This is a genomic window from Helicobacter pylori NCTC 11637 = CCUG 17874 = ATCC 43504 = JCM 12093, assembly GCF_900478295.1.
GTDB classification, from domain to species: Bacteria; Campylobacterota; Campylobacteria; order Campylobacterales; family Helicobacteraceae; genus Helicobacter; species Helicobacter pylori.
This window is the reverse complement of the sequence record NZ_LS483488.1, coordinates 506,788-530,872: the sequence shown is the minus strand read 5'-3', so window position 1 is coordinate 530,872 and position 24,085 is coordinate 506,788. Positions and strand designations below refer to the sequence as shown.

Genomic DNA, 24,085 nt, shown 5'->3' with positions numbered 1-24,085 from the left:
AATGGCTCAAAATTTCACAAAACTCAACCCCCAGTTTGAAAACATCATTTTTGAACATGACGACAACCAAATGATTTTAAACTTTGGCCCCCAACACCCCAGTACTCATGGGCAATTGCGCTTGATTTTGGAATTAGAGGGCGAAAAAATCATTAAGGCTACCCCTGAAATTGGCTACTTGCATAGAGGCTGTGAAAAGTTAGGCGAAAACATGACCTATAACGAATACATGCCCACTACCGACAGGTTGGATTACACTTCTTCTACCAGCAATAATTACGCTTACGCTTATGCGGTAGAGACCTTGCTCAATTTAGAAATCCCACGCCGAGCGCAAGTGATCCGCACGATTTTACTAGAGCTTAACCGCATGATTTCACACATCTTTTTTATCAGCGTGCATGCTTTAGATGTGGGGGCGATGAGCGTGTTTTTGTATGCGTTTAAAACGAGGGAATACGGCTTGGATTTGATGGAGGATTATTGCGGGGCCAGGCTCACGCATAACGCTATAAGGATTGGAGGCGTGCCTTTAGATTTACCCCCTAATTGGTTAGAAGGCTTAAGAAAATTTTTAGGCGAAATGAGGGAATGCAAAAAACTCATTCAAGGCTTATTGGATAAGAATCGCATTTGGCGGATGCGCTTGGAAAATGTGGGCGTTGTAACGCCAAAAATGGCGCAAAGCTGGGGCATGAGCGGTATCATGTTAAGAGGGACTGGGATCGCTTATGACATCAGAAAAGAAGAGCCTTATGAGCTTTATAAAGAGCTTGATTTTGATGTGCCGGTGGGCAATTATGGCGATAGTTATGATAGGTATTGTTTGTATATGTTAGAAATTGATGAAAGCATTCGCATCATTGAGCAACTCATTCCCATGTATGCTAAAACCGATACGCCTATCATGGCTCAAAATCCGCATTATATTTCTGCCCCTAAAGAAGATATAATGACGCAAAACTACGCCTTGATGCAGCATTTTGTTTTAGTGGCTCAAGGCATGCGCCCGCCAATTGGGGAAGTGTATGCCCCCACAGAAAGCCCTAAAGGGGAATTAGGGTTTTTTATCCATTCAGAGGGCGAGCCGTATCCTCATAGACTAAAAATCAGAGCCCCTAGCTTTTATCACATCGGGGCTTTAAGCGATATTTTAGTGGGGCAATATTTAGCGGATGCGGTAACCGTGATTGGCTCAACCAATGCGGTGTTTGGCGAGGTGGATAGATGAAACGCTTTGATTTACGCCCCTTAAAAGCGGGTATTTTTGAACGCTTAGAAGAATTGATTGAAAAAGAAATGCAACCTAATGAAGTCGCTATTTTCATGTTTGAAGTGGGGGATTTTTCTAATATCCCTAAGAGCGCTGAATTTATCCAATCTAAAGGGCATGAGCTCCTCAATTCTTTGCGTTTCAATCAAGCGGATTGGACGATTGTCGTGAGAAAAAAGGCTTGATTTTGAGCGGCTTTAACCCCTTAAATTCTCCCTTAATCGCAAGCTCTTCTCTTAGCTTGAAAGAAGCCTATTATTTAGAAAAATTATCTCTTAAAAAAGGGTTTAAAATCAATTACAAGATGACAAAAGATAGCTTAAACCTTTTAGAAAAAAGCGATTTGTGCGTTTTGTTTGGGGGTTTTTCAAACGCTTGTTTGAATGAAAACGAACGATTGATTTTAGAAAACATCAACCAATTAAAACGCCCCTACGCCCTATTAAGACCCTTACAAGATACAAGAGATTTGCAAGAAAATTGCCTTTTTGCGTCGTATGAAATCCACACGGAAGCGGCGATTTTGGCTTTGATTTTAAGGGGTATTTTAGAAAAAACTTCCCGATTAAAAGGGCATGTTTTAGAAAAGGTTGATGTGGGGTATTTAAGCTCTGAAGCGAACATGAGCGAAGAAGAATTGCAAGAGCTTATCGCTCTTATCATTAAAGCGAAAAAAAGGGCACTTGTTTTAAATAGAGAAATCACTAAGCATGCTGACAACGCTTTTTTATACACCCTTTTAAGCGAGTTGCAAAATTACTTAGAAATTTTGCATATCCCTTGCAAGGATTCAAACGCAACGACCGCTTTTTATGATTCTAAAGATCAAGAATGGTTGCTAGAAACAGCCTTAAAAGAGGGCATTTTGCCTTTTAAATCGCAACTTAAATCAAAAGATTTAGAGCTTTTAGAGCGAATGGGTGAGGCTAACGGCTCGTTTGTCTATGTTTCTTACAAGAGCCTTGAAACCCCCAAATTGTCTTTTTCCAAACAATTTAAGATCGCTAACAAGATCCAGCATTCTAAAGCGGGGTTTCAAATCTTAAATAAAACGCTAGAATGCGAGTTAGAAGAAAGCCCCCATTTAAAGGGCTTGATTGCGATTTTAGAAGGGGCGTTTTTTGACGCTTACCCTTATATCCCTATTTTATCCCACTCTCAAGGAATTTCATGATCACAATGAATATCAATGGCAAAATGATTGAATGCCAAGAGGGACAAAGCGTTTTAGAGGCTGCTAGGAGTGCTGGGATCTACATCCCTACTATTTGCTATTTAAGCGGTTGCTCGCCCACAGTCGCATGCAAAATGTGCATGGTTGAAATGGATGGCAAACGCATTTATAGCTGCAACACGAAAGCCAAAAATAACGCCACCATTCTCACTAACACCCCCACGCTCATGGATGAAAGAAAAAGCATCATGCAAACTTATGATGTCAACCACCCCTTAGAGTGTGGCGTGTGCGATAAGAGCGGGGAGTGCGAATTGCAAGACATGACGCATTTAACCGGCGTGGAGCACCAACCTTATGCGGTGGCTGATGATTTTAAAGCGCTGGATTTTTGGGCAAAAGCCTTGTATGACCCTAATTTGTGCATCATGTGCGAAAGGTGCGTAACCACTTGCAAGGACAATGTGGGCGAAAACAACCTCAAAGCCACTAAAGCCGACTTGCATGCTCCGGATAAATTTAAAGACAGCATGTCCAAAGACGCTTTTAGCGTGTGGAGTCGCAAGCAAAAAGGCATTATTTCTTTTGTGGGCAGCGTGCCTTGCTATGATTGCGGGGAATGCATTGCGGTATGCCCTGTGGGCGCTTTGAGCTATAAAGATTTCGCTTACACGGCTAACGCATGGGAGTTAAAAAAGATCCATTCTACTTGTTCGCATTGCTCGGCTGGGTGTTTGATTTCTTATGATGTGCGCCATTTTGATACTCTAGGCGAAGAATCTAAGATTTTTAGGGTGCTTAATGATTTTTACCATAACCCTATTTGTGGGGCAGGCCGGTTTGCTTTTGATGTGAGTTCTAGCCCTAAAGGCAGCGTTAATCTTAAAGAAGCGCAAAACGCCCTCAAAGAATGCGAAGCGGTGCGAATAGGTGGGGATATTACGAATGAAGAGGCGTTTTTAATAGAGCGTTTAAGAAAAGAGCTTGATTTTAAAATCTACAATCAAGAAGTGTATCATTTCCAGCAATTCTTAAAAGTATTGGGCGAAGTTAAACGCCCCAATATTGAAGAGATTAAAACTTCCAATTTGGTCGTTACGATAGGATCTTCTATCAAAACAGAAAACCCTTTAGTGCGCTATGCTATTAATAACGCTCTCAAACTCAATAAAGCTTCTTTAATCGCTATGCACCCTATTAAGGATAACGCGCTAGCGAATTTGTGCCGAAGCTCTTTTTGCATCACCCATGAAGTGGGGGCTGAAGAAATCCTTTTAGGCATGCTTTTAAAAATGCTTAACATTGAAAGCGCGGCTCTAAAAAGCTTAGAAGATTCCAAGCAAAGCATTGTGGATGAAGCGGCTCTTAAAGCCTTAGAAGAAGAGCGAAAAAAAGCTTTAGAACAAGCCGAGCAAGGGTGCAGTATTGGAGAAAATAAGGCAGAAAATCAAGAAGAGGATATAACAGAAGCAGCTGCCCCAAAAGAAAATCAAGAAGAAAACAAGACAGAGGTTAAAGAAGAAAAAATTGAAGTCCCTACCAAAACCACTTATTTGTTGCTTGAAGAAGCGGGCATCAATTTAGAAACTTATGAAAAAATTCTCGCTCTTTTGCAAAAATCAAATAACACCTTGCTAGTAGTTGGCGAAGAAATTTATAGCCACAAACAAGCCCACAATATCGCTAAAATGTTGCGTTTGCTAGCCCAAAAAAGCGCTATTAAACTCATTCTTATCCCTCCAAGCGCGAACGCTTTAGGCATCGCTTCTATTTGTCAATTGAGCGAAGAAATTTTTGAACATGAAAAAATTGTAGGCATTCGCGCTCAAGGGGATTTCACTATCAATAGCGACGATAGGGTTTTTGGAAAAGACGCTGTGAGTAAAGTGGATTTTATTTTGCCAAGTCTCAACCAGATAGAAGGCACGATCACTAATGTTGAAGGGCGTGTGTTGCCCTTAAAACCGGCTTTGAGGTTTGAGGGCTATGACTTGAGCGATATTGTGCAAGGCTTTGGCTTTGTGGAAGAAAATCTCACAGAATGCACCCACAAACTCCCTACAGAAGCGGGCTTTAAAGCCATAGAATTTGATCATCTAACCAACTATTTCACTAACGATAGAGCCAATCACAGAGGCTATCTATTAGGAGCAAGCCATTTTGAAAAGAGCGCTAAAGAATGCGAAACCATAGAATGCGAGCCTATCAAGCCTTTAAAAGAAAAAATCGCTTTCAACGCGTATTTAAAATACCCAGAAACGCAATTCAATAACGCTACCCATAAAAGCGAGAATTTGCAATTAAAAGCCGGTGTCTATGTGTCTAAAGCTTTCTTAAAAAAATTGAATAAAGAAGTGGGGCAAAACATCACTTTATCTAAAGAAGAAGAGGAATTAACAGGCGTTTTGTATCTTGATGAAAGCTTGGATCAAGATGTGTTTGTCATTTCGCCTTCTCTTTTGACAAACCATTCTAACTTTTTTAGAGAGGGCGTGTTTGATAGCGTGGATTTAAAGGAGCAAGCATGAGCGCTTATATCATTGAAACCTTGATTAAAATTTTGATTTTAGTCGCTGTTTTTTCGGCTTTAGGAGGCTTTGCCACTTATATTGAAAGGAAGGTGTTAGCCTATTTCCAACGCCGTTTAGGGCCTTGTTATGTGGGGCCTTTTGGGCTTTTGCAAGTCGCAGCAGACGGCATTAAGCTTTTCACTAAAGAAGACATTATCCCTCAAGGCGCGAATAAGTTCATTTTCACGCTAGCGCCCATTATTGCGATGGTGAGCGCGTTTGTGTCCATGGCACCCATCCCCTTTTTCCCTAATTTCACTCTGTTTGGCTATGAAATCAAGCCCCTTATTTCTGACATCAACATTGGCTTTTTGTTTTTCTTAGCTGTGGGTTCAGCAGGGATTTATGCGCCTATTTTAGCCGGGCTTGCTTCTAATAACAAATACTCTTTAATTGGCTCCGCAAGAGCGACAATCCAACTGCTCAGCTTTGAAGTGGTCAGCACTTTAACCATTCTAGCCCCCTTAATGGTGGTAGGATCGCTCTCTTTAGTGGAAATCAATCATTACCAAAGCGGTGGGTTTTTAGACTGGCTTGTGTTTAAGCAACCTCTAGCGTTTGTTTTGTTTTTGATCGCAAGTTATGCCGAATTGAATCGAACCCCCTTTGACTTGTTAGAGCATGAAGCCGAGATTGTAGCAGGGTATTGCACCGAATACAGCGGCTTGAAATGGGGCATGTTCTTTTTAGCGGAATACGCGCATTTATTCGCTTTTTCTTTTGTGATTTCTATTGTGTTTTTTGGTGGGTTTAACGCATGGGGCTTTATCCCTGGAGGCATAGCGATTTTAATTAAAGCGGGCTTTTTTGTCTTTTTATCCATGTGGGTTAGAGCGACTTATCCGCATGTGCGCCCAGACCAACTGATGGATATGTGCTGGAAAATCATGCTGCCTTTAGCGTTATTGAATATCGTGCTAACAGGCATTATCATTTTAATTTAAAGGAGGTTTTATGGCCAAACAAGAATACAAGCAACTTCCTAAACGAGCCGAAGTCCATAGTGCGACCGAGCAGTTTAAAGACACCGTTAAAACGAGCTTGGGTTTGGATCTATTCAAAGGGCTAGGGCTTACGATCAAGGAATTTTTTAGCCCAAGCGTAACCATCCATTACCCTATGGAGCAACTCCCTTTAAGCCCTCGTTATCGCGCGGTGCATAATCTGCAACGGCTTTTAGACTCAGGCTCTGAAAGGTGTATAGGTTGCGGACTGTGCGAAAAGATTTGCACGAGCAATTGCATAAGGATCATCACGCATAAGGGTGAAGACAACCGCAAAAAGATCGATTCTTACACGATCAATTTGGGGCGTTGCATTTATTGCGGGTTGTGCGCGGAAGTTTGCCCAGAATTAGCAATTGTTATGGGGAATCGGTTTGAAAACGCCAGCACCCAACGCTCTCAATACGGCTCTAAAAGCGAGTTTCTAACGAACGAACAAGACGCTAAAAACTGCTCGCATGCCGAGTTTTTAGGCTTTGGTGCGGTAAGCCCTAATTACAACGAACGCATGCAAGCCACCCCTTTAGATTATGTCCAAGAGCCCTCAAAAGAAGAATCAAAAGAAGAGACTCCAGCAAACCCAGAAAGCCATAAGGGAGATGAAAATGTTTGAAACCATTGCCTTTTATTTCTTTGCGATCCTTACTTTAAGCATGGCGTTAGTGGTGATCACCACCACGAATATCCTCTATGCCATTACCGCTCTTGCTAGCAGCATGGTTTTTATTTCCGCTTTTTTCTTTTTACTAGACGCTGAGTTTTTGGGCGTGGTGCAAATCACGGTGTATGTGGGGGCTGTCATTGTGATGTATGCGTTTGGCATGATGTTTTTCAACTCCGCTGCGGAAGTGGTTGAACGCAAGCAAAGCCCTAAAATCTTGTGCGTTCTTTCATTTGGCGTGGCAATATTACTCACCTTGATTTTAAGCGCTCCTAGCATTGGCGAAAACCTTTCTAATCAAGTCAATTCCAACGCTATTGATGCGCAAATCCCTAACATTAAAGCCATTGGTTATGTGCTTTTTACCAATTACCTCATCCCTTTTGAAGCGGCGGCTTTAATGCTTTTAGTCGCTATGGTTGGAGGCATCGCTACAGGGATTCAAAAAATCCATGGGAAAAATCACACGCAATTTATAAAGGAATCTCTATGATAGGGTTAAACCACTATTTGATTGTTTCAGGGTTGCTCTTTTGCATTGGTTTAGCGGGCATGCTGAAACGCAAAAACATTCTGTTGCTCTTTTTTTCTACAGAAATCATGCTCAATGCGATCAATATCGGTTTTGTAGCGATCTCTAAATACACGCACAATTTAGACGGACAGATGTTTGCGCTCTTTATTATCGCTATTGCCGCTAGTGAGGTGGCTATTGGTTTGGGCTTGGTGATTTTGTGGTTTAAGAAATTCAAGAGCTTAGATATTGATTCTTTAAACGCTATGAAAGGTTGAGCATGCAGTATTCTTCTTTGCTGTCAGTGGTGTTGTTTTTGCCTTTAATCGGCGCAGTTTATGCGGGGCTGTTTGGGGCTAAAGCTAAAGCGTTGCATGTGGGCGTTTTCAATTCTTTGTGCGTGCTGGTTTCTTTCATTGGCGCTGTGGTTCTTTTCATTCAAGCATGGCATCATCAAAGCTATGAAAAATATTTGTTTGACTGGATCGTGGTAGGGAATTTTAAAGTGGGCTTTTCTCTCATACTGGATAATATCAATGCGGTCATGATTGTCGTGGTAACTTTAGTTTCTTTCTTAGTGCATGTGTATTCTATAGGCTATATGGAGCATGATACAGGGTTTAACCGCTATTTTTCCTACCTCAGCGGCTTTGTGTTTTCCATGCTGGTGTTGGTGTTGAGCGATAATTTTTTAGGGCTTTTCATTGGCTGGGAAGGGGTGGGGCTATGCTCTTACTTGCTCATTGGCTTTTGGTATCATAAAAAAAGCGCGAATGACGCTTCCATTGAAGCCTTTGTGATGAATCGGATCACGGATTTAGGCATGCTCATGGGGATTATTTTGATCTTTTGGAATTTTGGCACCCTCCAGTATAAAGAAGTCTTTAGCATGCTCAATAACGCCGATTATTCCATGCTCTTTTGCATTAGCGTGTTTCTTTTCATTGGCGCTATGGGGAAGAGCGCGCAATTCCCTATGCACACATGGCTAGCCAACGCTATGGAGGGGCCAACCCCTGTATCCGCTCTCATCCATGCAGCGACGATGGTAACCGCTGGGGTGTATCTAATCATCAGAGCCAATCCCTTGTATAGTGCGGTGTTTGAAGTGGGTTATTTCATCGCATGTTTAGGGGCGTTTGTGGCTCTTTTTGGAGCGAGCATGGCTTTAGTCAATAAAGATTTAAAGCGCATTGTGGCTTATTCCACGCTTTCTCAATTAGGCTATATGTTTGTAGCGGCCGGTCTTGGGGCTTATGCGATCGCGCTTTTCCATCTCTTCACGCATGCGTTTTTCAAATCCCTCCTTTTCTTAGGATCAGGGAATGTCATGCATGCGATGGAAGACAATCTGGATATTACTAAAATGGGCGCTTTATACAAGCCTATGAAAATCACAGCGATCTTTATGATTATAGGTTCAGTGGCTTTGTGCGGGATCTACCCTTTCGCAGGATACTTTTCTAAAGACAAGATTTTAGAAGTGGCTTTTGGGATGCACCACCACATTTTATGGTTTGTTCTTCTAATTGGAGCGATCTTTACCGCTTTTTATAGCTTCAGGCTCATCATGTTGGTGTTTTTTGCACCCAAACAGCACGAAATCAACCACCCCCATGAAGCCAAAAATTTCATGCTTTTAAGCATGCTACCCTTAGGGATTTTAGCGGTCATTGCCGGGTTTTTTGAAGAGCCGTTTTTTCATTTTATTTCTCAAGTGATCCCCAGCGTTGGAGAGTATCTAGTCCCGCTCGCTCTTTTAATCAGTATCACCACCATAGTGGTGTTATTGAGTATCGCCTATGCCATATTTAAATATAAAAATGGTATCACTTCCAAAAAAGAGGGGGGCTTTTTATACAAGCTCTTGCTCAACCAATACTATATCCCGCAACTCTATCAAGGGATTGCAAAAGTTTTTAGCGCCATCGCTTCATTCTTGCACCAAGTCGTGGAATTGAAAATCATTGATGCGATAGTGGATACCATAGGAAGAAGCGTTTTTGTTATAGGGCGTGTGTTTAGGGCTAGCCAAGATGGGAATTTAACCTCCATGCTGCGCTTCATGGTGGCTGGGGTTTTAATTTTATTAGCGTTTGTAGCTTTTTTTGGGAGATAAGAAATGCAGTTTTTACATGCGCATCTTTTAAGCGTGGTGATCTTTTTCCCCATGCTGAGCGCGCTATTAGCGTTCTTTATGAGCGATCAAGCGAGCAGGGCGTATGCGATCGTCATCGCTTTGATTGAATTGTTATTAATCTTGTTGTTGTGGCATGGGTTTGATATTCAAACAGCCGGCATGCAGTTTGAAGAAATGAAGGAATTAGTCTATCAAATTGGCGTGAATTACCATGTGGGCATTGATGGCATCGCGCTCTTTTTATTGCTCTTAAACGCTATCGTGGTGTTATTGTCCGTGATTTATGTCAAAGAGCGTCGTAAAGACTTTGCGATCTGTCTTTTATTGCTAGAGGGGATTTTGATGGGCGTGTTTTCTTCTCTTAATGCGATCTTTTTCTACGCTTTTTGGGAAATCTCGCTCTTGCCGGTGTTATACCTCATCGGTCGTTTTGGCCGTAATAATAAGATCTATTCTGGCATGAAGTTTTTTCTCTACACCTTTTTAGCGTCATTATGCATGCTCTTAGGCATTTTATACATTGGGTATGATTACGCGAATAATTACGGCATGATGAGTTTTGATATTTTAGACTGGTATCAATTGAATTTTTCTAGCGGGGTTAAAATCTGGCTCTTTGTGGCTTTCTTAATAGGGATTGCGGTTAAAATCCCGCTCTTTCCCTTACACACATGGCTACCTTATGCGTATTCTAACGCTCCTACTTTAGGCTCTGTCATGCTTTCAGCCTTGCTTTCTAAAATGGGGACTTACGCCTTATTACGCTTCTTGCTCCCGCTTTTTCCTGAGCTTTCAGAAATCTATTTAACCCCCATAGCCATTGCAGCACTTTGCATGATCATTTATGGAGGTTTTCTAGCCTACGCTCAAAAAGATTTAAAAACCCTCATCGCTTATAGCTCGTTCTCGCACATGGGAGTCGTGGTGCTTGGGGTTTTTTCTTTCAATGTTGAAGGGATTTCTGGGGCGGTGTTTATGATGTTTGCGCATGGCGTTATTGTCATGGGATTATTTTTGCTCGCTGGTATCTTAGAAGAGCGCGCCAGCAGTTTAGAAATCGCTCGCTTTGGATCCATCGCTAAAAGCGCTCCTGTTTTTGCCGCCTTTTTTATGATCGTTTTAATGGCGAATGTGGGCATGCCTTTAAGCATTGGCTTTGTGGGAGAGTTTTTAAGCTTATTGGGGTTTTTTGCCACTTACCCTCTTTTAGCTATCATTGCCGGAACAAGCATCATTCTCTCAGCGATTTACATGCTCACTTCATATAAAGATGTCTTCTTTGGTAATTTGAAAGCCGGGAGCAATCAAATCAGCGTGTTTGAAGATTTGAACGCTCGTGAGGTAGGGGTTTTGAGCGTGATTTTAGCTTTGATTTTAATTTTAGGGATTTATCCTAAAATCCTTTTAAAACCGATTGAGCAAGGCTCTAAGCAGCTTTTAGAGGTGATAGAAATCCGCTCGCTCCCTTTTTTAGGTTCATTGGATACTAAGATAAAAGAGGTTTCTTATGTTAATAGATAGTCTCCACATCTCTTTTGATAGCTTTAATTTTGAGAGCATTTTACCCATGCTGGTGTTGGTGTGTGGGGGGATTTTCACGCTCTTAATCAACGCTTTCACTTCCAGGTTTTCACGCAATTTGAATGTGTTTTTATGCATGCTTTTTTTGGTTTTGGATTTTTTGGTGGTTTTAGGGTTAGAAGAGCAAGAAAACGCCTTTTTTGGGTTTTTGAGCTTGGATACCCTCTCGCTCATCTCTCAAAGCATTGTCTTGATTTCAGCCTTTTTGCTCATTTTCTTAGCCCTTTCAAAAGAGCGCTTCAACGAATTTCAGACCGCTGAATTTTATTCCCTATACTTGTTTATTGTCGCTGGCTTTCAATTCATGGTTTCAAGCAACCATTTATTGCTAATCCTTATCGGGTTAGAAACAGCGTCCTTACCCCTTTGTGTGTTAATGGCGTTGAGCGATAAACGCTACGGCTTAGAAGCAGGGATCAAATATTTCACTATGGGGGCGATGGCGAGCGCGTTTTTTGCTATGGGGGCGATGGCTTTTTACTTGCTCACAGGGAGCTTGAATCTTGAAGTCATTACCCTATACTTACACACTGAAGGCATCACAAACCCCATGCTCTTTGCGATGGGCGCTATCTTTTTGATTGGAGCGATTGGCTTTAAGGTTTCTTTAGTACCTTTCCATACTTGGATGCCTGATGTGTATGAGGGCAATAACCCGGTCTTTGCGAGCTATATTTCCATTGTGCCTAAAATCGCCGGCTTTGTGGTAGCGACTCGCCTTTTTGGGGCGTTTATAGACACTCGCATCGCTTGGGTAGAAGACATTTTTTATGTTTTGATTCTTATGACTATCACCATCCCTAATTTCATTGCTTTATGGCAAGAAGATGTCAAAAGAATGCTCGCTTATAGTTCCATTTCGCATTCTGGGTTCGCTTTAGCATGCGTGTTTATCCACACTGAAGATAGCCAACAAGCGATGTTTGTTTATTGGTTCATGTTCGCATTCACTTACATTGGGGCTTTTGGCCTTTTATGGCTCTTAAAAAGCCGGGAAAAAACATGGGATGAACGCTACGATCACCCCTATTCTAAATTCAACGGCCTTATCAAAACCCACCCTTTAGTGGCGATCTTGGGCGCTATTTTTGTTTTTGGGCTTGCAGGAATCCCGCCTTTTAGCGTGTTCTGGGGGAAATTTTTAGCCGTTGAAAGCGCTTTAGAGAGCAATCACATTCTTTTAGCGGTGGTGATGTTAATTAATAGCGCGGTGGCTGCGTTTTATTATTTCCGTTGGCTCGTAGCGATGTTTTTCAATAAGCCCTTACAAAGCTACGCTCAAAACGATATTTACACCCAAAACGCTACCATGCCCATTTATGCGGTCATTATTGCCATGGCGTTAGCGTGCTTGTTCTCTGTTTTTATGATGCGAGGGCTTTTAGAGTTTGTGGCTTAAGTCAAAAATCTTTCTTTTAATGGGCTTATTCTCCCATTCTCTCAACGCCTTAAGTCTCACGCTCACGCAAGGCAAGGAAGGGGGGGAAGATTTTTCTGTTTTAACCTTACGGCACAACAAGGCGTTTTCTTGTTTTTATGCTAATGAAAAACCGCCAAGCGGGATTGAAGCGTCTTTATCCATTATACGTGCTAAACGCCCCATAGAATGCGTGATAGACTCCATTCCTAAAGAGGGCTTTACCCCTTTAGAAAACGCTTTTTTCAATATCACCTATTCTATGCGCCAACAACAATTCATTTTACACATCAAACCCAAAGTGATGCGAAGGCTCACCCTTTTTTCTTTTGATAGGGATTATAAAAAAGCGATCCCCCTTTTTGTGGAAAACGATCCTAAAGCCAAAATGTGGCAAATCATAGGCTATGATCAAAACATCCCTTTTTTGAGCAAAAAAGACAACGCTCAAAAAGGCTTGAATTTCCCCATTGTCATTAAAGACGCTCAAACCCCTATCATTCAAGAACTGGATGTGAATAACAAACCCCTACTCACCACAAAGGGCTATGATTTAAACGCTTATTTAGAGGCTAAAAAACAAATGGATTCGCAAGCCTATTTTGACGCTTTACGCACGATCAGCCGCGCGTTTAAAAACTACCCTCAAACGATGTTTAAAAAAGATCTGTATTTATTAGAAATTATCGCATTAGGCCAATTAGGCATTAAAAAATCCTTACTCATAGACATTGGCACCAAGTGGATTAAAAATTACCCGACTGATCCCAATATCCCTGAAGCGCTATACTATGTCGCCAAAGCTTTAGACGAAAACAACAATTACAAACAGGCCATGCACTATTACAAACGCATTCTTTTAGAATACAAAAATTCCCGCTACGCTCCTTTAGCCCAAATGCGTTTAGCCATTGAAGCGGCTGAAGGCTCTGATTTGAGCAACGCTAACATGCTTTTTAAAGAAGCTTTTTCTAACGCCAAAGACAAAGAGAGCGCGAGTGAAATCGCGCTTAATTGGGCCGAAGCAGAGATAAACTATCAAAATTTTAATAACGCTAAATACCTCATTGATAAGGTGGTCCAATCCAACCCTGATTATATTTCTACGCATAGCGAATCAGCCCTGGACTTGCTCAAGTTATTGAAAAAAAACCAGATGAATGCAAGTGCGATTGAGATCGCTCACTTGCTCCTCAATCAAGACGATGACTTGAAAGCTAAAGAGCAAGCGCTTTATGATTTAGGGGCGTTATATGCAAGGATCAAGGACTTTAAAAACGCCCACCTTTACAATCTGCAATATTTGCAAGACCATGCGGAATTGGATAAAGCTTCTGTCGTTAGGGCGCGCGATGAAAAAGCCCTTTTTTCCATGGAGGGGAACACGCAAGAAAAAATCGCCCACTATGACAAAATCATCCACAATTTCCCTAATTCTAATGAAGCCCTAAAGGCTTTAGAATTAAAAGCCCAACTATTGTTTGAAGATAAGCGTTATGCTGAAGTGTTAAGCATGCAAAAAAATTTGCCCAAAGATTCCCCTTTGATCCAGAAAACGCTCAATATCCTTGCTAAAACCCCATTAGAGGACAATCGTTGCGAAGAAGCCTTAAAATATTTATCCCAGATCACAGCCTTTGCATTCAGCCCCAAAGAAGAAATCCAAGCCTTTGATTGCTTGTATTTCGCATCGCTCAAAGAAAAAGCGCAAATCATTGCCCTAAACGCTTTAAAAGCGGCTAAAACCCCTAGCGAGAAATTAATATGGCTTTATCGTTTGGGGCGCAATTACTACCGCTTAGGGGATTTTAAAAATTCCACTCTGGCCTCTAAAGACGCTTTAACTCTCGCTCAAGGCTTAAACAAAAAAGAATTTTATGATATTGCTTTTGTTTTATTTTCAGATTACATGCAAAACAATGAAAAAGAATTGGCTCTCCATTTGTATGCGTTTTTAGAAAAACATTTCAAAGGCGATAAACGCATGGCGTTGGTTTATTTTAAATTGCTAGAGAATGAAAAAGATCCTAAAAGCGTCAAAATTTATGCCACAAGCTTACTCAAACTCCAAGACGCTTACAAGGACTATTCTTACACGCCTTTTAGCGAATTTGCTCTCATTGACGCTTACAGGACCACCAAAGATTATTCAAAAGCGTTAGAAACGCTAGACAAACTCTTAAACCGCAGGCTTTCTTTAGAAGATCACCAAAAAGCCTTGTATTTACAATCAAGCCTACTGGATCTAACCCATCAAAAAGCAAAATCTAAATCCAGTTTAGAAAAATGCGTTCAGTTAAAACAAAAAGATCAAACAAACGCATGGCAAAATTTATGCGAACAGGGTTTAAATTTATTCAAAAACAAGGAGTCATAACATGGACATTAGCATTTTTAGAGAATACGATATTAGAGGCATTTACCCCACCACGCTAGATGAGAAGGGGGCTTTTAGTATCGGTGTGGAGTTAGGGAAAATCATGCGAGAATACGATAAAAGCGTGTTTGTAGGGCATGACGCTAGGGTGCATGGGCGCTTTTTGTTTGAAGCTTTGAGCGCAGGGCTACAATCAAGCGGCTTGAAAGTGTATGATTTAGGGCTAATCCCCACACCGGTAGCGTATTTTGCGACCTTTAATGAAATCAATGGTATTAAATGCCCTAATTCTATCATGATCACTGGCTCTCACAACCCCAAAGAATACAACGGCTTTAAAATCACGCTCAATCAAAACCCGTTTTATGGCAAGGACATTCAAGCTTTAAAAGACACGCTTTTAAACGCCAAGCATGAAATAAAACCCCTAAAAGAAACACCAGAGAAAGTCAATGCCCTAGAAGCGTATCAGCGCTATTTGATCAAGGATTTTCAGCATTTAAAAAACCTTAAATACAAAATCGCCCTGGATTTTGGTAATGGCGTGGGAGCGTTAGGATTAGAGCCGATTTTAAAGGCTTTAAACATTGATTTTGATAGTCTTTATAGCGATCCTGATGGGAATTTCCCTAACCACCACCCAGACCCTAGCGAAGCGAAAAACTTAAAAGATTTAGAAAAACACATGCAAGAAAACGCTATTTTGATAGGCTTTGCTTTTGATGGCGATGCAGATAGGATTGCGATGCTAAGCTCTCATCATATTTATGCGGGCGATGAATTGGCGATTTTATTCGCTAAACGCTTGCATGCTCAAGGCATCACCCCCTTTGTGATAGGCGAAGTCAAATGCTCTCAAGTGATGTATAACACGATTAATACCTTTGGTAAGACGCTCATGTATAAAACCGGGCACAGCAATCTAAAAATCAAGCTCAAAGAAACCAACGCGCATTTTGCGGCTGAAATGAGCGGGCATATCTTTTTTAAAGAACGCTATTTTGGCTATGATGACGCCCTTTACGCATGTTTAAGGGCTTTGGAGTTATTGCTTGAACAAAGTCCAAGCGATTTGGAAAACACCATTAAAAAACTCCCCTATTCCTACACCACGCCTGAAGAAAAAATTGCCGTGAGCGAAGAAGAAAAATTTGAAATCATTCACAACTTGCAAAAAGCGCTTAAAAACCCGCCAAGCCATTTCCCTAAAATCAAAGAAATCATCAGTATTGATGGCGTGAGAGTGGTTTTTGAACATGGTTTTGGGCTTATTCGCGCAAGCAACACCACCCCCTATTTAGTCAGCCGCTTTGAAGGCAAGGATGAAACAACGGCATTAGAGTATAAAAGGGCGTTACTCAATTTGCTAGAGAAGTAGTAGAATTCTCTTTTTGCATAGCCATTGCACAAAACAACAAAAATTCATGATGTTAGAGTCATTAACTAAAATTAGTTATATTTGTGGAATCAGCAGTTGCATGATAACCACATAAAGGGAGCAGAGCCATGAAAGCATTAGACGCAGCAAAAATTTTGATCAATTTAAGTTTAGATAATCAAAAACCTATAACTAACCTAAAATTGCAAAAAATGCTATATAATTGCTCAGGCAGAAAGCGATTCTAAACTCATTAAAGAAGATTTTCAAGCTTGGGATTATGGGCTTGTTATTCCTGATGTTTATCGTAATTTTTGTATCAATGGATCAACCCCAATCACTAAAAGAGAGAAAATACCGAATAATATAGACAGAGAAAAAGAAAAAGAACTTGCTAAAATCTACAATCAGTATAAGGATGCAGATGCTTGGAATATGGTTAAAGCAACCCATCAAAAAGAAAGTGCATGGTCTAAGCATCACGTGAAAGGTATGAGAAAAGTTATAAAAAGGGATGATATTAAAGCAGTTAAAGAATTATTACAAGAAGCATTACTTCCTAAGAATAAACCATGAAAGATAGCTTAGAAAAATTTCTTCGTGCTATTGGGGGGCTAATAGAAGATGATGCTAGCATAAAAGAAATATTAGGGCAGATCGCAGAACACTACAAAAATTCTACAGAATTAGAGCTAGATTTTGAAGATATAGTGGTTAAAATAGACACAGAAATGAGTGCACTAGGTTATGCGAAAAAAGTCCCTTTTGTTGTGGCTTTAATTAAAAACTCTAAGGCTTTTTTAGAATCCCAAGGAGAATATATCAGTGAGAATGAAAAACGAATTTTAAGAAGAGTCATTAGACTTTCTAGAATCGAAGATATGTAGTATAAGAATCCAGTATCTTGATAAAGAAGCAATAGATGTTGGAAAGAAAATGGAGCTTCAAATCGACAGAATGAAAAGCCAAGATGAAGCCATAAAAAGCCTTAAAGAAGAAATTAATAGCATAACAAACCAAACCAGTGCCATAAAGGGGCAAATTGACAATACAAAAAGAGATTTTGTTGCTATTCTTGGGATCTTTGCTGTTATCTTTATGGCGTTTGATAGCGGGCTTAAAATTAATTTGGCTATTTTTGATAAAAAAGGGCTAGATGGTTTAATTGCCTTATGCTTATTCATGTTCGCATCGTTTTTCACTCTCATTTTGTTACACTCTCTCTATCGTTTTGTAAAAGATATTGCAAACAGCAATCAAAATCCCAATAAAACTGACTCAAAAGAATATAAGGTCTCCATTGTTTTGCTTATCGTAATTTTTATTGCAGTGGCAGTGGTTGTGGGTGTAAAGACTTATAAGAATTAAACCCGCTCATAGGAATTTTTGATACACTAGCACCACCGATTTAGATTCAGAGCTAAGGCTAAAAAAACTATCTGTGGCTTCATTGAGCGAGCCAGAAAAGAGCGTTTTTAAACGCAAGTTTTTTAAGGGGTATTTGAGGTTTTTGGAAGTGAATTGGGCGTTAAGATCCAAGCTAAAAAGCGAGATTTGTTCCCCTTTAAAACTGGGCAAAGTAAAAGGGGTTTCTAGCACCCTAAAAAGACCATAATCGCTTACGGCTTGGATTTTTTTGCAAAATTTAAAATACTCCAACAATAAAAAAGTGTTCGCTAAAGCGTGGTCTTCTCGCTTGCCATTCAACCCTAAAAAAATAAAATCATCACAGCCTTTATTCAAAGCATAAAAAAAGGCTTTGGACAAATCGTTGCTGTTTTGTTCGCTCACATATATAGGGTTATACAAGGCTTTCAAATGCGAATCAATGCTATCTAGATCGCCTATAACAACGCTGGGTTTGAATTGAAGCGTATGCAAGGACTGGACAGCCCCATCGCATGCGATTAAAAAGGGAGCGTTTTTTAAAATGTCTAAGCATTTTTGAGATTTAGGAAACTCCCCATTCGCTAAAATCACTGCTCGCATGACTTATTCCAGCGGTTAAAATAATACAAGCCAATAAAAAGGTATAGGATCGTTGTGAAGAGTTGCACCAAACTCTCTGTAGAAATTTGGAAAATACAAAACCACACGATAATGGACACGATATTCCCTAAAGTTACTAGCGCATAATTCTCCACATAGCGCAAAACCTGTAAAATAAAAGCAATAATAAAGATGACGAAATTAAAACTCTCTGCCCATAAAAAATTCGTTTTAATCTCTTTAAAAAACAAAGCGCTCACATAAGTTAAAACCCCTATGCCTAAAATGAGTATAAAACGCCAATTTTTGGGAAGTTTTTGAGCCTTGATAACGCCTTCATGCTGCTCTGTCTTTTTCCATGCGAACAGCCCATAAATCGTTACTGGCATATACAAAAAAAGGCATAAAATCACATCAGCGTTTAATTTCCACTGATAAGCGACATAAGCGTAACTCAAATTATAAACAAGACCAAATATAAAGCAAATTGTTTGCCTTTCTCCGGCAAAAAACGCATACAAAACCCCACTAAGCCCCGCTAAAAGATTGATAAACGAGCCTTTGACAAGGATATTAGTGATGGTTAAAAACACGCAAGAAAGAATGAGCGTGGCGTAAAATCGTTTAGATAGTTGGGTGGTTATTAACATGTTATTCCTTACGCAAGAATTACCTTGACAAGTTCTATGGGTTTGATCTCAGCCTTTTAAAAACTTGAGCGTTTTAAAAAGCACCCCTTAAATGCTCCTTATTGTAACACAAATCAGTGAGAACGCGCTTTAAAGTTTCTCTAATTTTTTTACTCCCCCTCCATTTAATGGCATTTGGGTTAAATCACCACCCTAATTTAGTGCAAAGCCTAGAACAAAGCCCAAAACACACAAGAAAGCCAAGCATAACCAAACCCTCTATAAGGAGATTGCTAGGATGCCCACAATACGCCGAGATCTCATGGATAGCGGCAATAAAGGGCATCGTTAAAAGCATCACATAAAAATCCCTTAGCCTTGATCCTAACACAGCGTTATAAAACGCGCCAAAAAACCTAGCCTTAAAAATGGCTTTGAGAAACCTAGGGTATCTTACTTGGAAAGATTTATAACAATCCCTACCTCGAGGGTCAAATAAAAGGTTAGATAATAGAGCCGCTATTAAGATTGTTAGCCACGCGTAATAGCTGTCTTTAGGGTTAAAAAGTGGATCGCTAGCACCTTGGCTATAACGCAATGCGGATATGCATCCCGCATAGACTATAGCCACTGCCCATTGATATTCCCAGTTGCTCAAACGCTTTTTGACATTCATGCTTACTCCTTTCTCCCCCAAAACTACCTATCATACACGAAATGACGATCATAGGTGGGTTCTCTTGGGGTTTGTGGCTCTCTATCAACGCCACGGATATAATCTTCCACCCTATCGCCTATTTCACGACCAAATTCTCTCCCTATTTCATGACCAAAACTTCTACCTATGGCACTACCCACTGGACCTCCAGGAGCCCCAATTGCTCCGCCCATTACACCACCCATTGCACCCCCAAAAATTCCCCCTACAAATCTGCCTAATTCACCCCTTGCCTCTATTTTAGGACTAGCTATAGCCACATTAGCCATTGCACCGCATAAAACCACTACACAACTGAATGTTCTTAATCCACTCATAACAAATCCTTTCATAAATTGAGATTCAAGGCATGTTTTGCACACCTTGATAAGAATATTTATACCACAATCGCATTAAGAGAATTGTTACATATCGGCAAAAGATCACAAAAAAGATAAGTAAATGTTTTGTTTATTCACAAATTACAGGATTAAAGTAAATCATTAGTTTTATGGTTTTAGCATTTTTTAAGCGTTTTAGAGCGTTAAGTTTCAAGCATTAAAGCCTTTAATTGCATTTTTACACCAACCGCTTAAAAATCGAACGCCCATTTTGAATATATTAGACGCTTTTTTATTTTTATGCTAAACTATTTTAAACCACCCAAGCAGAAATCCCAAACATCTTTAGTGTTTGGGATGAATGCTGCTAATTTGTAGTATAATATCTCCATACATTTGTATCTAGCGTAGGAAGTACGCAAAGTTACGCCTTTGGAGATATGATGTGTGAGACCTGTAGGGAATGCGTTGGAGATCAAACTCTGTAAAATCCCTATGATTAGGGACACAAAGTGAGAACCAAACTTTCCCTATGGGCAACATCAGCCGAGGAAGCCCAATCGCTTTAGCGTTTGGGTGCTTCACGTTTTGGCCGATATGACTTCATACAGAGATTAAACCAATCATGAATAGTAAGGTTGATTCCATCTCGCTCTGTAACAGGTTTGAAACCATGCATCTAAGATTGACTCCTATCTTGTAAGTGCCATACTACAAGTTCCCATAATAAAAACTTCTAAAAATCAAAACCTACAGAGCGAGATGGAATTAACTTTTTTATGATTACAAATGATAGCCAATCTTAAACAACATAAAGGCAATACAAGCCCTATAATATCATTAATCGCTATTCAAAATCACAGATATTTTAATACAGCGTTCAATTTTTGAAAACAAGAGCCTACTCACAAGCCTTTTTAAAAACAAATTTTTATACCATATCACAAACTTTCGTGTTAGAATGCGTTGAATGGATTTAGGAGTGTAAAAATGCAAGTTTCACAATATCTGTATCAAAACGCGCAATCTATTTGGGGGGATTGTATTTCCCATCCGTTCGTTCAAGGCATAGGGCGTGGGACTTTAGAAAGAGATAAATTCCGTTTTTATATCATTCAGGATTATTTGTTTCTTTTAGAATACGCTAAGGTGTTTGCTTTGGGCGTAGTTAAGGCTTGTGATGAAGCGGTGATGAGGGAGTTTTCTAACGCTATACAGGATATTTTGAATAACGAGATGAGTATCCATAACCATTACATTAGAGAACTTCAAATCCCTCCAAAAGAATTGCAAAACGCACGCCCCACTCTAGCGAATAAATCCTATACAAGCTACATGCTCGCTGAAGGGTTTAAGGGCTCTATTAAAGAAGTTACGGCGGCTGTTCTATCCTGTGGTTGGAGCTATTTAGTGATCGCGCAAAATTTAAGCCAAATCCCCAACGCTTTAGAACATGCCTTTTATGGGCATTGGATTAAGGGCTATAGTTCCAAAGAATTTCAAGCGTGCGTAAATTGGAATATTAATTTGCTTGATTCCCTCACCCTCGCTTCTTCAAAACAAGAAATTGAAAAACTAAAGGAGATTTTTATCGCTACAAGCGAATACGAATACCAATTTTGGGATATGGCGTATCAAAGTTAAAATAAAAGTTTTTGTGCCGTTAGAAAAACGCAAGAGAAGAAAATATCTACCTCTTGCAAAACGATTATTGAGCGTAAGCTTCTAGTTTGAGCTCAATCTTTACCTCATCCCCGACGACAGCATCGTTAAATGTTTTACCGATACCAAAATCCTTGCGGTTGATTTTGCCTTCAGCTTGTAGCACCATGAATTCTTTTTTATTCATGGGGTTTTGTAAGGGGGCTTGGATTTTGGCTTCCAATACGACAGGCTTGGTTACGCCATGAAGAGTCAAATCCCCATGGATTTTACCATCTTCGTATTTGGTCATTTTAAAGCTCCCTTTGGGGTATTTCATGGCATCAAAAAACTCTGCTGTTTTTAGGTGGTCGTCTCTTTTTTTGTTCCTAGTGTTAATGCTTTTAATATCAATTTTGCCTTCAAAAACATTGAGAGCTTTGGTATTAGGATCGGCATCAATTTTGCCATCAAAACTATCAAACACGCCTCTTGTTTCATTGAATTTGAAGTGTTTGACCTCAAACCACACGCTAGAGTTTGCCTTATCAATCGTATAAGGTTTTGCAAACGCCAGACTAACGCCCAAAAGGGTGAACATTAACGCTTTTTTCATTGTTTCCTCGCTTCATTTTGAATTAAAAACGCCAACTATACAACAAATTGGTTAATGGTAAAAATACTCCTAACCATCTGTTTTAAGGTATAATACAAAAAATCCCCATTAGGTAGGTGTTGTTATGATAAAAAAGACCTTTGCATCAGTTTTATTAGGATTGAGTTTGGTGAGTGTTTTAAATGCCAAAGAATGCGTCTCGCCCATAACAAGAAGCGTTAAGTATCATCAGCAAAGCGCTGAGATCAGAGCCTTGCAATTGCAAAGTTACAAAATGGCGAAAATGGCGCTAGACAATAATCTCAAGCTCGTTAAAGACAAAAAGCCAGCCGTCATCTTGGATTTAGATGAAACCGTTTTGAACACTTTTGATTATGCGGGCTATTTGATCAAAAATTGCATCAAATACACCCCAGAAACTTGGGATAAATTTGAAAAAGAAGGCTCTCTCACGCTCGTTCCTGGAGTGCTAGACTTTTTAGAATACGCTAATTCTAAGGGCGTTAAGATTTTTTACATTTCTAACCGCACGCAAAAAAATAAGGCATTCACCTTAAAAACGCTCAAAAGTTTTAAACTCCCCCAAGTGAGTGAAGAATCCGTTTTATTAAAAGAAAAAGGCAAGCCTAAAGCCGTTAGGCGAGAATTAGTCGCTAAGGATTATGCGATTGTTTTACAAGTGGGCGACACTTTGCATGATTTTGATGCACTTTTTGCTAAAGACGCTAAAAACAGCCAAGAACAACGAGCTAAAGTCTTGCAAAACGCTCAAAAATTCGGCACAGAGTGGATCATTTTACCTAATTCTCTCTATGGCACATGGGAAGATGAGCCTATAAAAGCATGGCAGAATAAAAAATAAAATTTATCCATCGCATAAGAACGATTTTTGCTAACATGACAAAAAATTTGATCTCTTAGGCGGAGCTATGGATTTTGTAGGGTTTGAAGATTTAAAATGCAAAGATAAAGAAAACTCTCAAAAAGTTTTTGTGATCCGTAACGATAAGTTAGGCGATTTTATTTTAGCCATACCCGCTTTAATCGCTCTAAAGCAAGCTTTTTTAGAAAAAGGCAAGGAAGTGTATTTGGGCGTGGTTGTGCCTAGCTATACCACCCCAATCGCTTTAGAATTCCCTTTCATTGATGAAGTCATTATAGAAGATAACCATTTGAGCGCCACTCTCAAAAATAAACCCATTGACGCTCTTATCTTTTTATTTTCTAATTTTAAAAACGCTAGACTCGCTTTTAGTTTGAGAAAATCCATTCCTTATATCCTAGCCCCTAAGACTAAAATCTATTCTTGGCTTTATCAAAAGAGCGTGCGCCAAAGCCGATCGCTGTGTTTAAAAACCGAATACGAATACAATTTGGATCTCATTCATGTGTTTTGTAAAGATCATAATCTCCCTAACGCTTCAATTAAAAAAATCGCATGGAAGCTTAAAGACAAATCCAAAGAGCGATTGATTATCGCTTCAAAACTCAACGCTGATGTTGGTTTGTTGTGGATTGGCGTGCATATGCATAGCGGAGGCAGTTCGCCCGTATTGCCCGCTTCACACTTTATTAAATTGATTGATTTTTTACACAACAATTTAAGTTGTGAGATCATTCTTATTTGCGGGCCAGGCGAGAGGAAAGCCACAGAAGAACTCCTTAAAAAAGTCCCTTTCGCCCACCTTTATGATACGAGCCATAGTTTAGTGGATTTAGCCAAATTGTGCGCGAATTTAAGCGTCTATATCGGGAACGCTTCAGGCCCTTTGCATATGAACGCTTTATTTGACAACCAATCTGTCGGGTTTTATCCTAACGAACTCAGCGCCTCTATTGCCAGATGGCGGCCTTTCAACGAACAATTTTTAGGCATCACCCCGCCTAATGGATCAAACGACATGGGTTTGATTGACATTAAAAAAGAAAGCGAAAAGATTATGGGATTTATCACAAAAAATTTTTCTCATCACGCGCAAGAAAGATAACCGCAACAAACATTACGCAAACGATCTTAAAACGCTCAAAAATTTAATCGGATTGAAGCGGTTTTTCGCATTCCTAATTAAAATTTCTAATTTCT

At 39.9% G+C, this 24,085-nt stretch carries 24 protein-coding genes; 19 read left to right on the top strand and 5 right to left on the bottom strand.

Features of this window, described 5'->3' with window-relative positions; translation table 11 throughout:
* Position 1: 1 nt before the first annotated feature.
* The 16 genes from nuoD to DQL14_RS08600 all read left to right on the top strand — a co-directional run bounded on the left by nuoD (position 2) and on the right by DQL14_RS08600 (position 17,457).
* The gene (nuoD, locus tag DQL14_RS02750; protein ID WP_108169746.1) at positions 2 to 1,231 is read left to right on the top strand and encodes an NADH dehydrogenase (quinone) subunit D; all 1,230 of its coding nucleotides are present in this window, start codon (positions 2 to 4) and stop codon (positions 1,229 to 1,231) included.
* Entirely contained in the window at positions 1,228 to 1,458 is a 231-nt protein-coding gene (locus DQL14_RS02745) for an NADH-ubiquinone oxidoreductase subunit E family protein (protein ID WP_000819168.1), read from the top strand. Before nuoD ends, DQL14_RS02745 begins: the two co-directional genes overlap by 4 nt.
* Positions 1,459 to 1,460: 2 nt before the next feature.
* A complete protein-coding gene (locus tag DQL14_RS02740) occupies positions 1,461 to 2,447 on the top strand; it encodes a hypothetical protein (protein WP_108169745.1) in 987 nt (328 codons plus the stop codon).
* Positions 2,444 to 4,975, top strand: a complete 2,532-nt coding sequence (locus DQL14_RS02735) for an NADH-quinone oxidoreductase subunit G (RefSeq protein WP_108169744.1) — start codon at positions 2,444 to 2,446, stop codon at positions 4,973 to 4,975. Before DQL14_RS02740 ends, DQL14_RS02735 begins: the two co-directional genes overlap by 4 nt.
* On the top strand, positions 4,972 to 5,961 hold the full coding sequence (gene nuoH / locus DQL14_RS02730; protein ID WP_001277308.1) for an NADH-quinone oxidoreductase subunit NuoH: 990 nt from the start codon (positions 4,972 to 4,974) through the stop codon (positions 5,959 to 5,961). The genes DQL14_RS02735 and nuoH overlap by 4 nt, the downstream gene beginning before the upstream one ends.
* Before the next feature lie 10 nt (positions 5,962 to 5,971).
* Positions 5,972 to 6,634 (top strand): NADH-quinone oxidoreductase subunit NuoI, encoded by a 663-nt coding sequence (gene nuoI / locus DQL14_RS02725; RefSeq protein ID WP_108169743.1) that lies wholly within the window; start codon positions 5,972 to 5,974, stop codon positions 6,632 to 6,634.
* Entirely contained in the window at positions 6,627 to 7,175 is a 549-nt protein-coding gene (locus tag DQL14_RS02720; protein WP_000464222.1) for an NADH-quinone oxidoreductase subunit J, read from the top strand. Before nuoI ends, DQL14_RS02720 begins: the two co-directional genes overlap by 8 nt.
* The gene (gene nuoK / locus DQL14_RS02715) at positions 7,172 to 7,474 is read left to right on the top strand and encodes an NADH-quinone oxidoreductase subunit NuoK (RefSeq protein WP_000579758.1); all 303 of its coding nucleotides are present in this window, start codon (positions 7,172 to 7,174) and stop codon (positions 7,472 to 7,474) included. The genes DQL14_RS02720 and nuoK overlap by 4 nt, the downstream gene beginning before the upstream one ends.
* Positions 7,475 to 7,476: 2 nt before the next feature.
* A complete protein-coding gene (nuoL, locus tag DQL14_RS02710; RefSeq protein ID WP_108169742.1) occupies positions 7,477 to 9,315 on the top strand; it encodes an NADH-quinone oxidoreductase subunit L in 1,839 nt (612 codons plus the stop codon).
* A gap of 3 nt (positions 9,316 to 9,318) precedes the next feature.
* On the top strand, positions 9,319 to 10,857 hold the full coding sequence (locus DQL14_RS02705) for an NADH-quinone oxidoreductase subunit M (protein ID WP_108169741.1): 1,539 nt from the start codon (positions 9,319 to 9,321) through the stop codon (positions 10,855 to 10,857).
* Complete coding sequence (nuoN, locus tag DQL14_RS02700; RefSeq protein ID WP_108169740.1) at positions 10,844 to 12,316, top strand: NADH-quinone oxidoreductase subunit NuoN; 1,473 nt, start codon at positions 10,844 to 10,846, stop codon at positions 12,314 to 12,316. The genes DQL14_RS02705 and nuoN overlap by 14 nt, the downstream gene beginning before the upstream one ends.
* Entirely contained in the window at positions 12,306 to 14,711 is a 2,406-nt protein-coding gene (locus DQL14_RS02695; RefSeq protein ID WP_108169739.1) for a tetratricopeptide repeat protein, read from the top strand. Before nuoN ends, DQL14_RS02695 begins: the two co-directional genes overlap by 11 nt.
* Position 14,712: 1 nt before the next feature.
* Positions 14,713 to 16,089 carry a phosphomannomutase/phosphoglucomutase gene (locus DQL14_RS02690; RefSeq protein WP_108169738.1) on the top strand — a complete coding sequence of 459 codons (1,377 nt, stop codon included), beginning with the start codon at positions 14,713 to 14,715 and terminating at the stop codon, positions 16,087 to 16,089.
* A 219-nt stretch (positions 16,090 to 16,308) separates the two neighbouring features.
* A complete protein-coding gene (locus tag DQL14_RS08605; RefSeq protein WP_306417654.1) occupies positions 16,309 to 16,665 on the top strand; it encodes a Panacea domain-containing protein in 357 nt (118 codons plus the stop codon).
* Positions 16,662 to 16,976, top strand: a complete 315-nt coding sequence (locus DQL14_RS02680; protein ID WP_231952901.1) for a hypothetical protein — start codon at positions 16,662 to 16,664, stop codon at positions 16,974 to 16,976. Before DQL14_RS08605 ends, DQL14_RS02680 begins: the two co-directional genes overlap by 4 nt.
* Positions 16,977 to 17,025: 49 nt before the next feature.
* Complete coding sequence (locus DQL14_RS08600) at positions 17,026 to 17,457, top strand: hypothetical protein (protein WP_231952899.1); 432 nt, start codon at positions 17,026 to 17,028, stop codon at positions 17,455 to 17,457.
* 6 nt (positions 17,458 to 17,463) lie between these two features.
* Here DQL14_RS08600 and DQL14_RS02670 read toward each other — a convergent pair whose 3' ends face one another.
* The 4 genes from DQL14_RS02670 to DQL14_RS02655 form a co-directional block, all read right to left on the bottom strand.
* Positions 17,464 to 18,078: a thiamine diphosphokinase gene (locus tag DQL14_RS02670; protein ID WP_108169737.1), complete on the bottom strand. Its 615-nt coding sequence runs from the start codon at positions 18,076 to 18,078 to the stop codon at positions 17,464 to 17,466.
* Positions 18,066 to 18,728, bottom strand: a complete 663-nt coding sequence (gene pnuC / locus DQL14_RS02665; protein WP_108169736.1) for a nicotinamide riboside transporter PnuC — start codon at positions 18,726 to 18,728, stop codon at positions 18,066 to 18,068. Before pnuC ends, DQL14_RS02670 begins: the two co-directional genes overlap by 13 nt.
* A gap of 184 nt (positions 18,729 to 18,912) precedes the next feature.
* Positions 18,913 to 19,383 carry a hypothetical protein gene (locus DQL14_RS02660; RefSeq protein WP_108169735.1) on the bottom strand — a complete coding sequence of 157 codons (471 nt, stop codon included), beginning with the start codon at positions 19,381 to 19,383 and terminating at the stop codon, positions 18,913 to 18,915.
* Between the two features lie 23 nt (positions 19,384 to 19,406).
* The gene (locus tag DQL14_RS02655; RefSeq protein ID WP_000016171.1) at positions 19,407 to 19,742 is read right to left on the bottom strand and encodes a hypothetical protein; all 336 of its coding nucleotides are present in this window, start codon (positions 19,740 to 19,742) and stop codon (positions 19,407 to 19,409) included.
* A gap of 993 nt (positions 19,743 to 20,735) precedes the next feature.
* Here DQL14_RS02655 and tenA point away from each other — a divergent pair.
* Positions 20,736 to 21,389 (top strand): thiaminase II, encoded by a 654-nt coding sequence (gene tenA / locus DQL14_RS02650; protein WP_108169733.1) that lies wholly within the window; start codon positions 20,736 to 20,738, stop codon positions 21,387 to 21,389.
* A gap of 64 nt (positions 21,390 to 21,453) precedes the next feature.
* Here tenA and DQL14_RS02645 read toward each other — a convergent pair whose 3' ends face one another.
* Complete coding sequence (locus tag DQL14_RS02645) at positions 21,454 to 22,002, bottom strand: YceI family protein (protein WP_000709815.1); 549 nt, start codon at positions 22,000 to 22,002, stop codon at positions 21,454 to 21,456.
* A 124-nt stretch (positions 22,003 to 22,126) separates the two neighbouring features.
* Between DQL14_RS02645 and DQL14_RS02640 the strand changes: the two genes are divergently transcribed.
* Both DQL14_RS02640 and DQL14_RS02635 read left to right on the top strand, forming a co-directional pair.
* Entirely contained in the window at positions 22,127 to 22,864 is a 738-nt protein-coding gene (locus tag DQL14_RS02640; protein ID WP_108169732.1) for a 5'-nucleotidase, lipoprotein e(P4) family, read from the top strand.
* 67 nt (positions 22,865 to 22,931) lie between these two features.
* On the top strand, positions 22,932 to 23,990 hold the full coding sequence (locus DQL14_RS02635) for a glycosyltransferase family 9 protein (protein WP_108169731.1): 1,059 nt from the start codon (positions 22,932 to 22,934) through the stop codon (positions 23,988 to 23,990).
* The last annotated feature ends 95 nt before the right edge of the window (positions 23,991 to 24,085 follow it).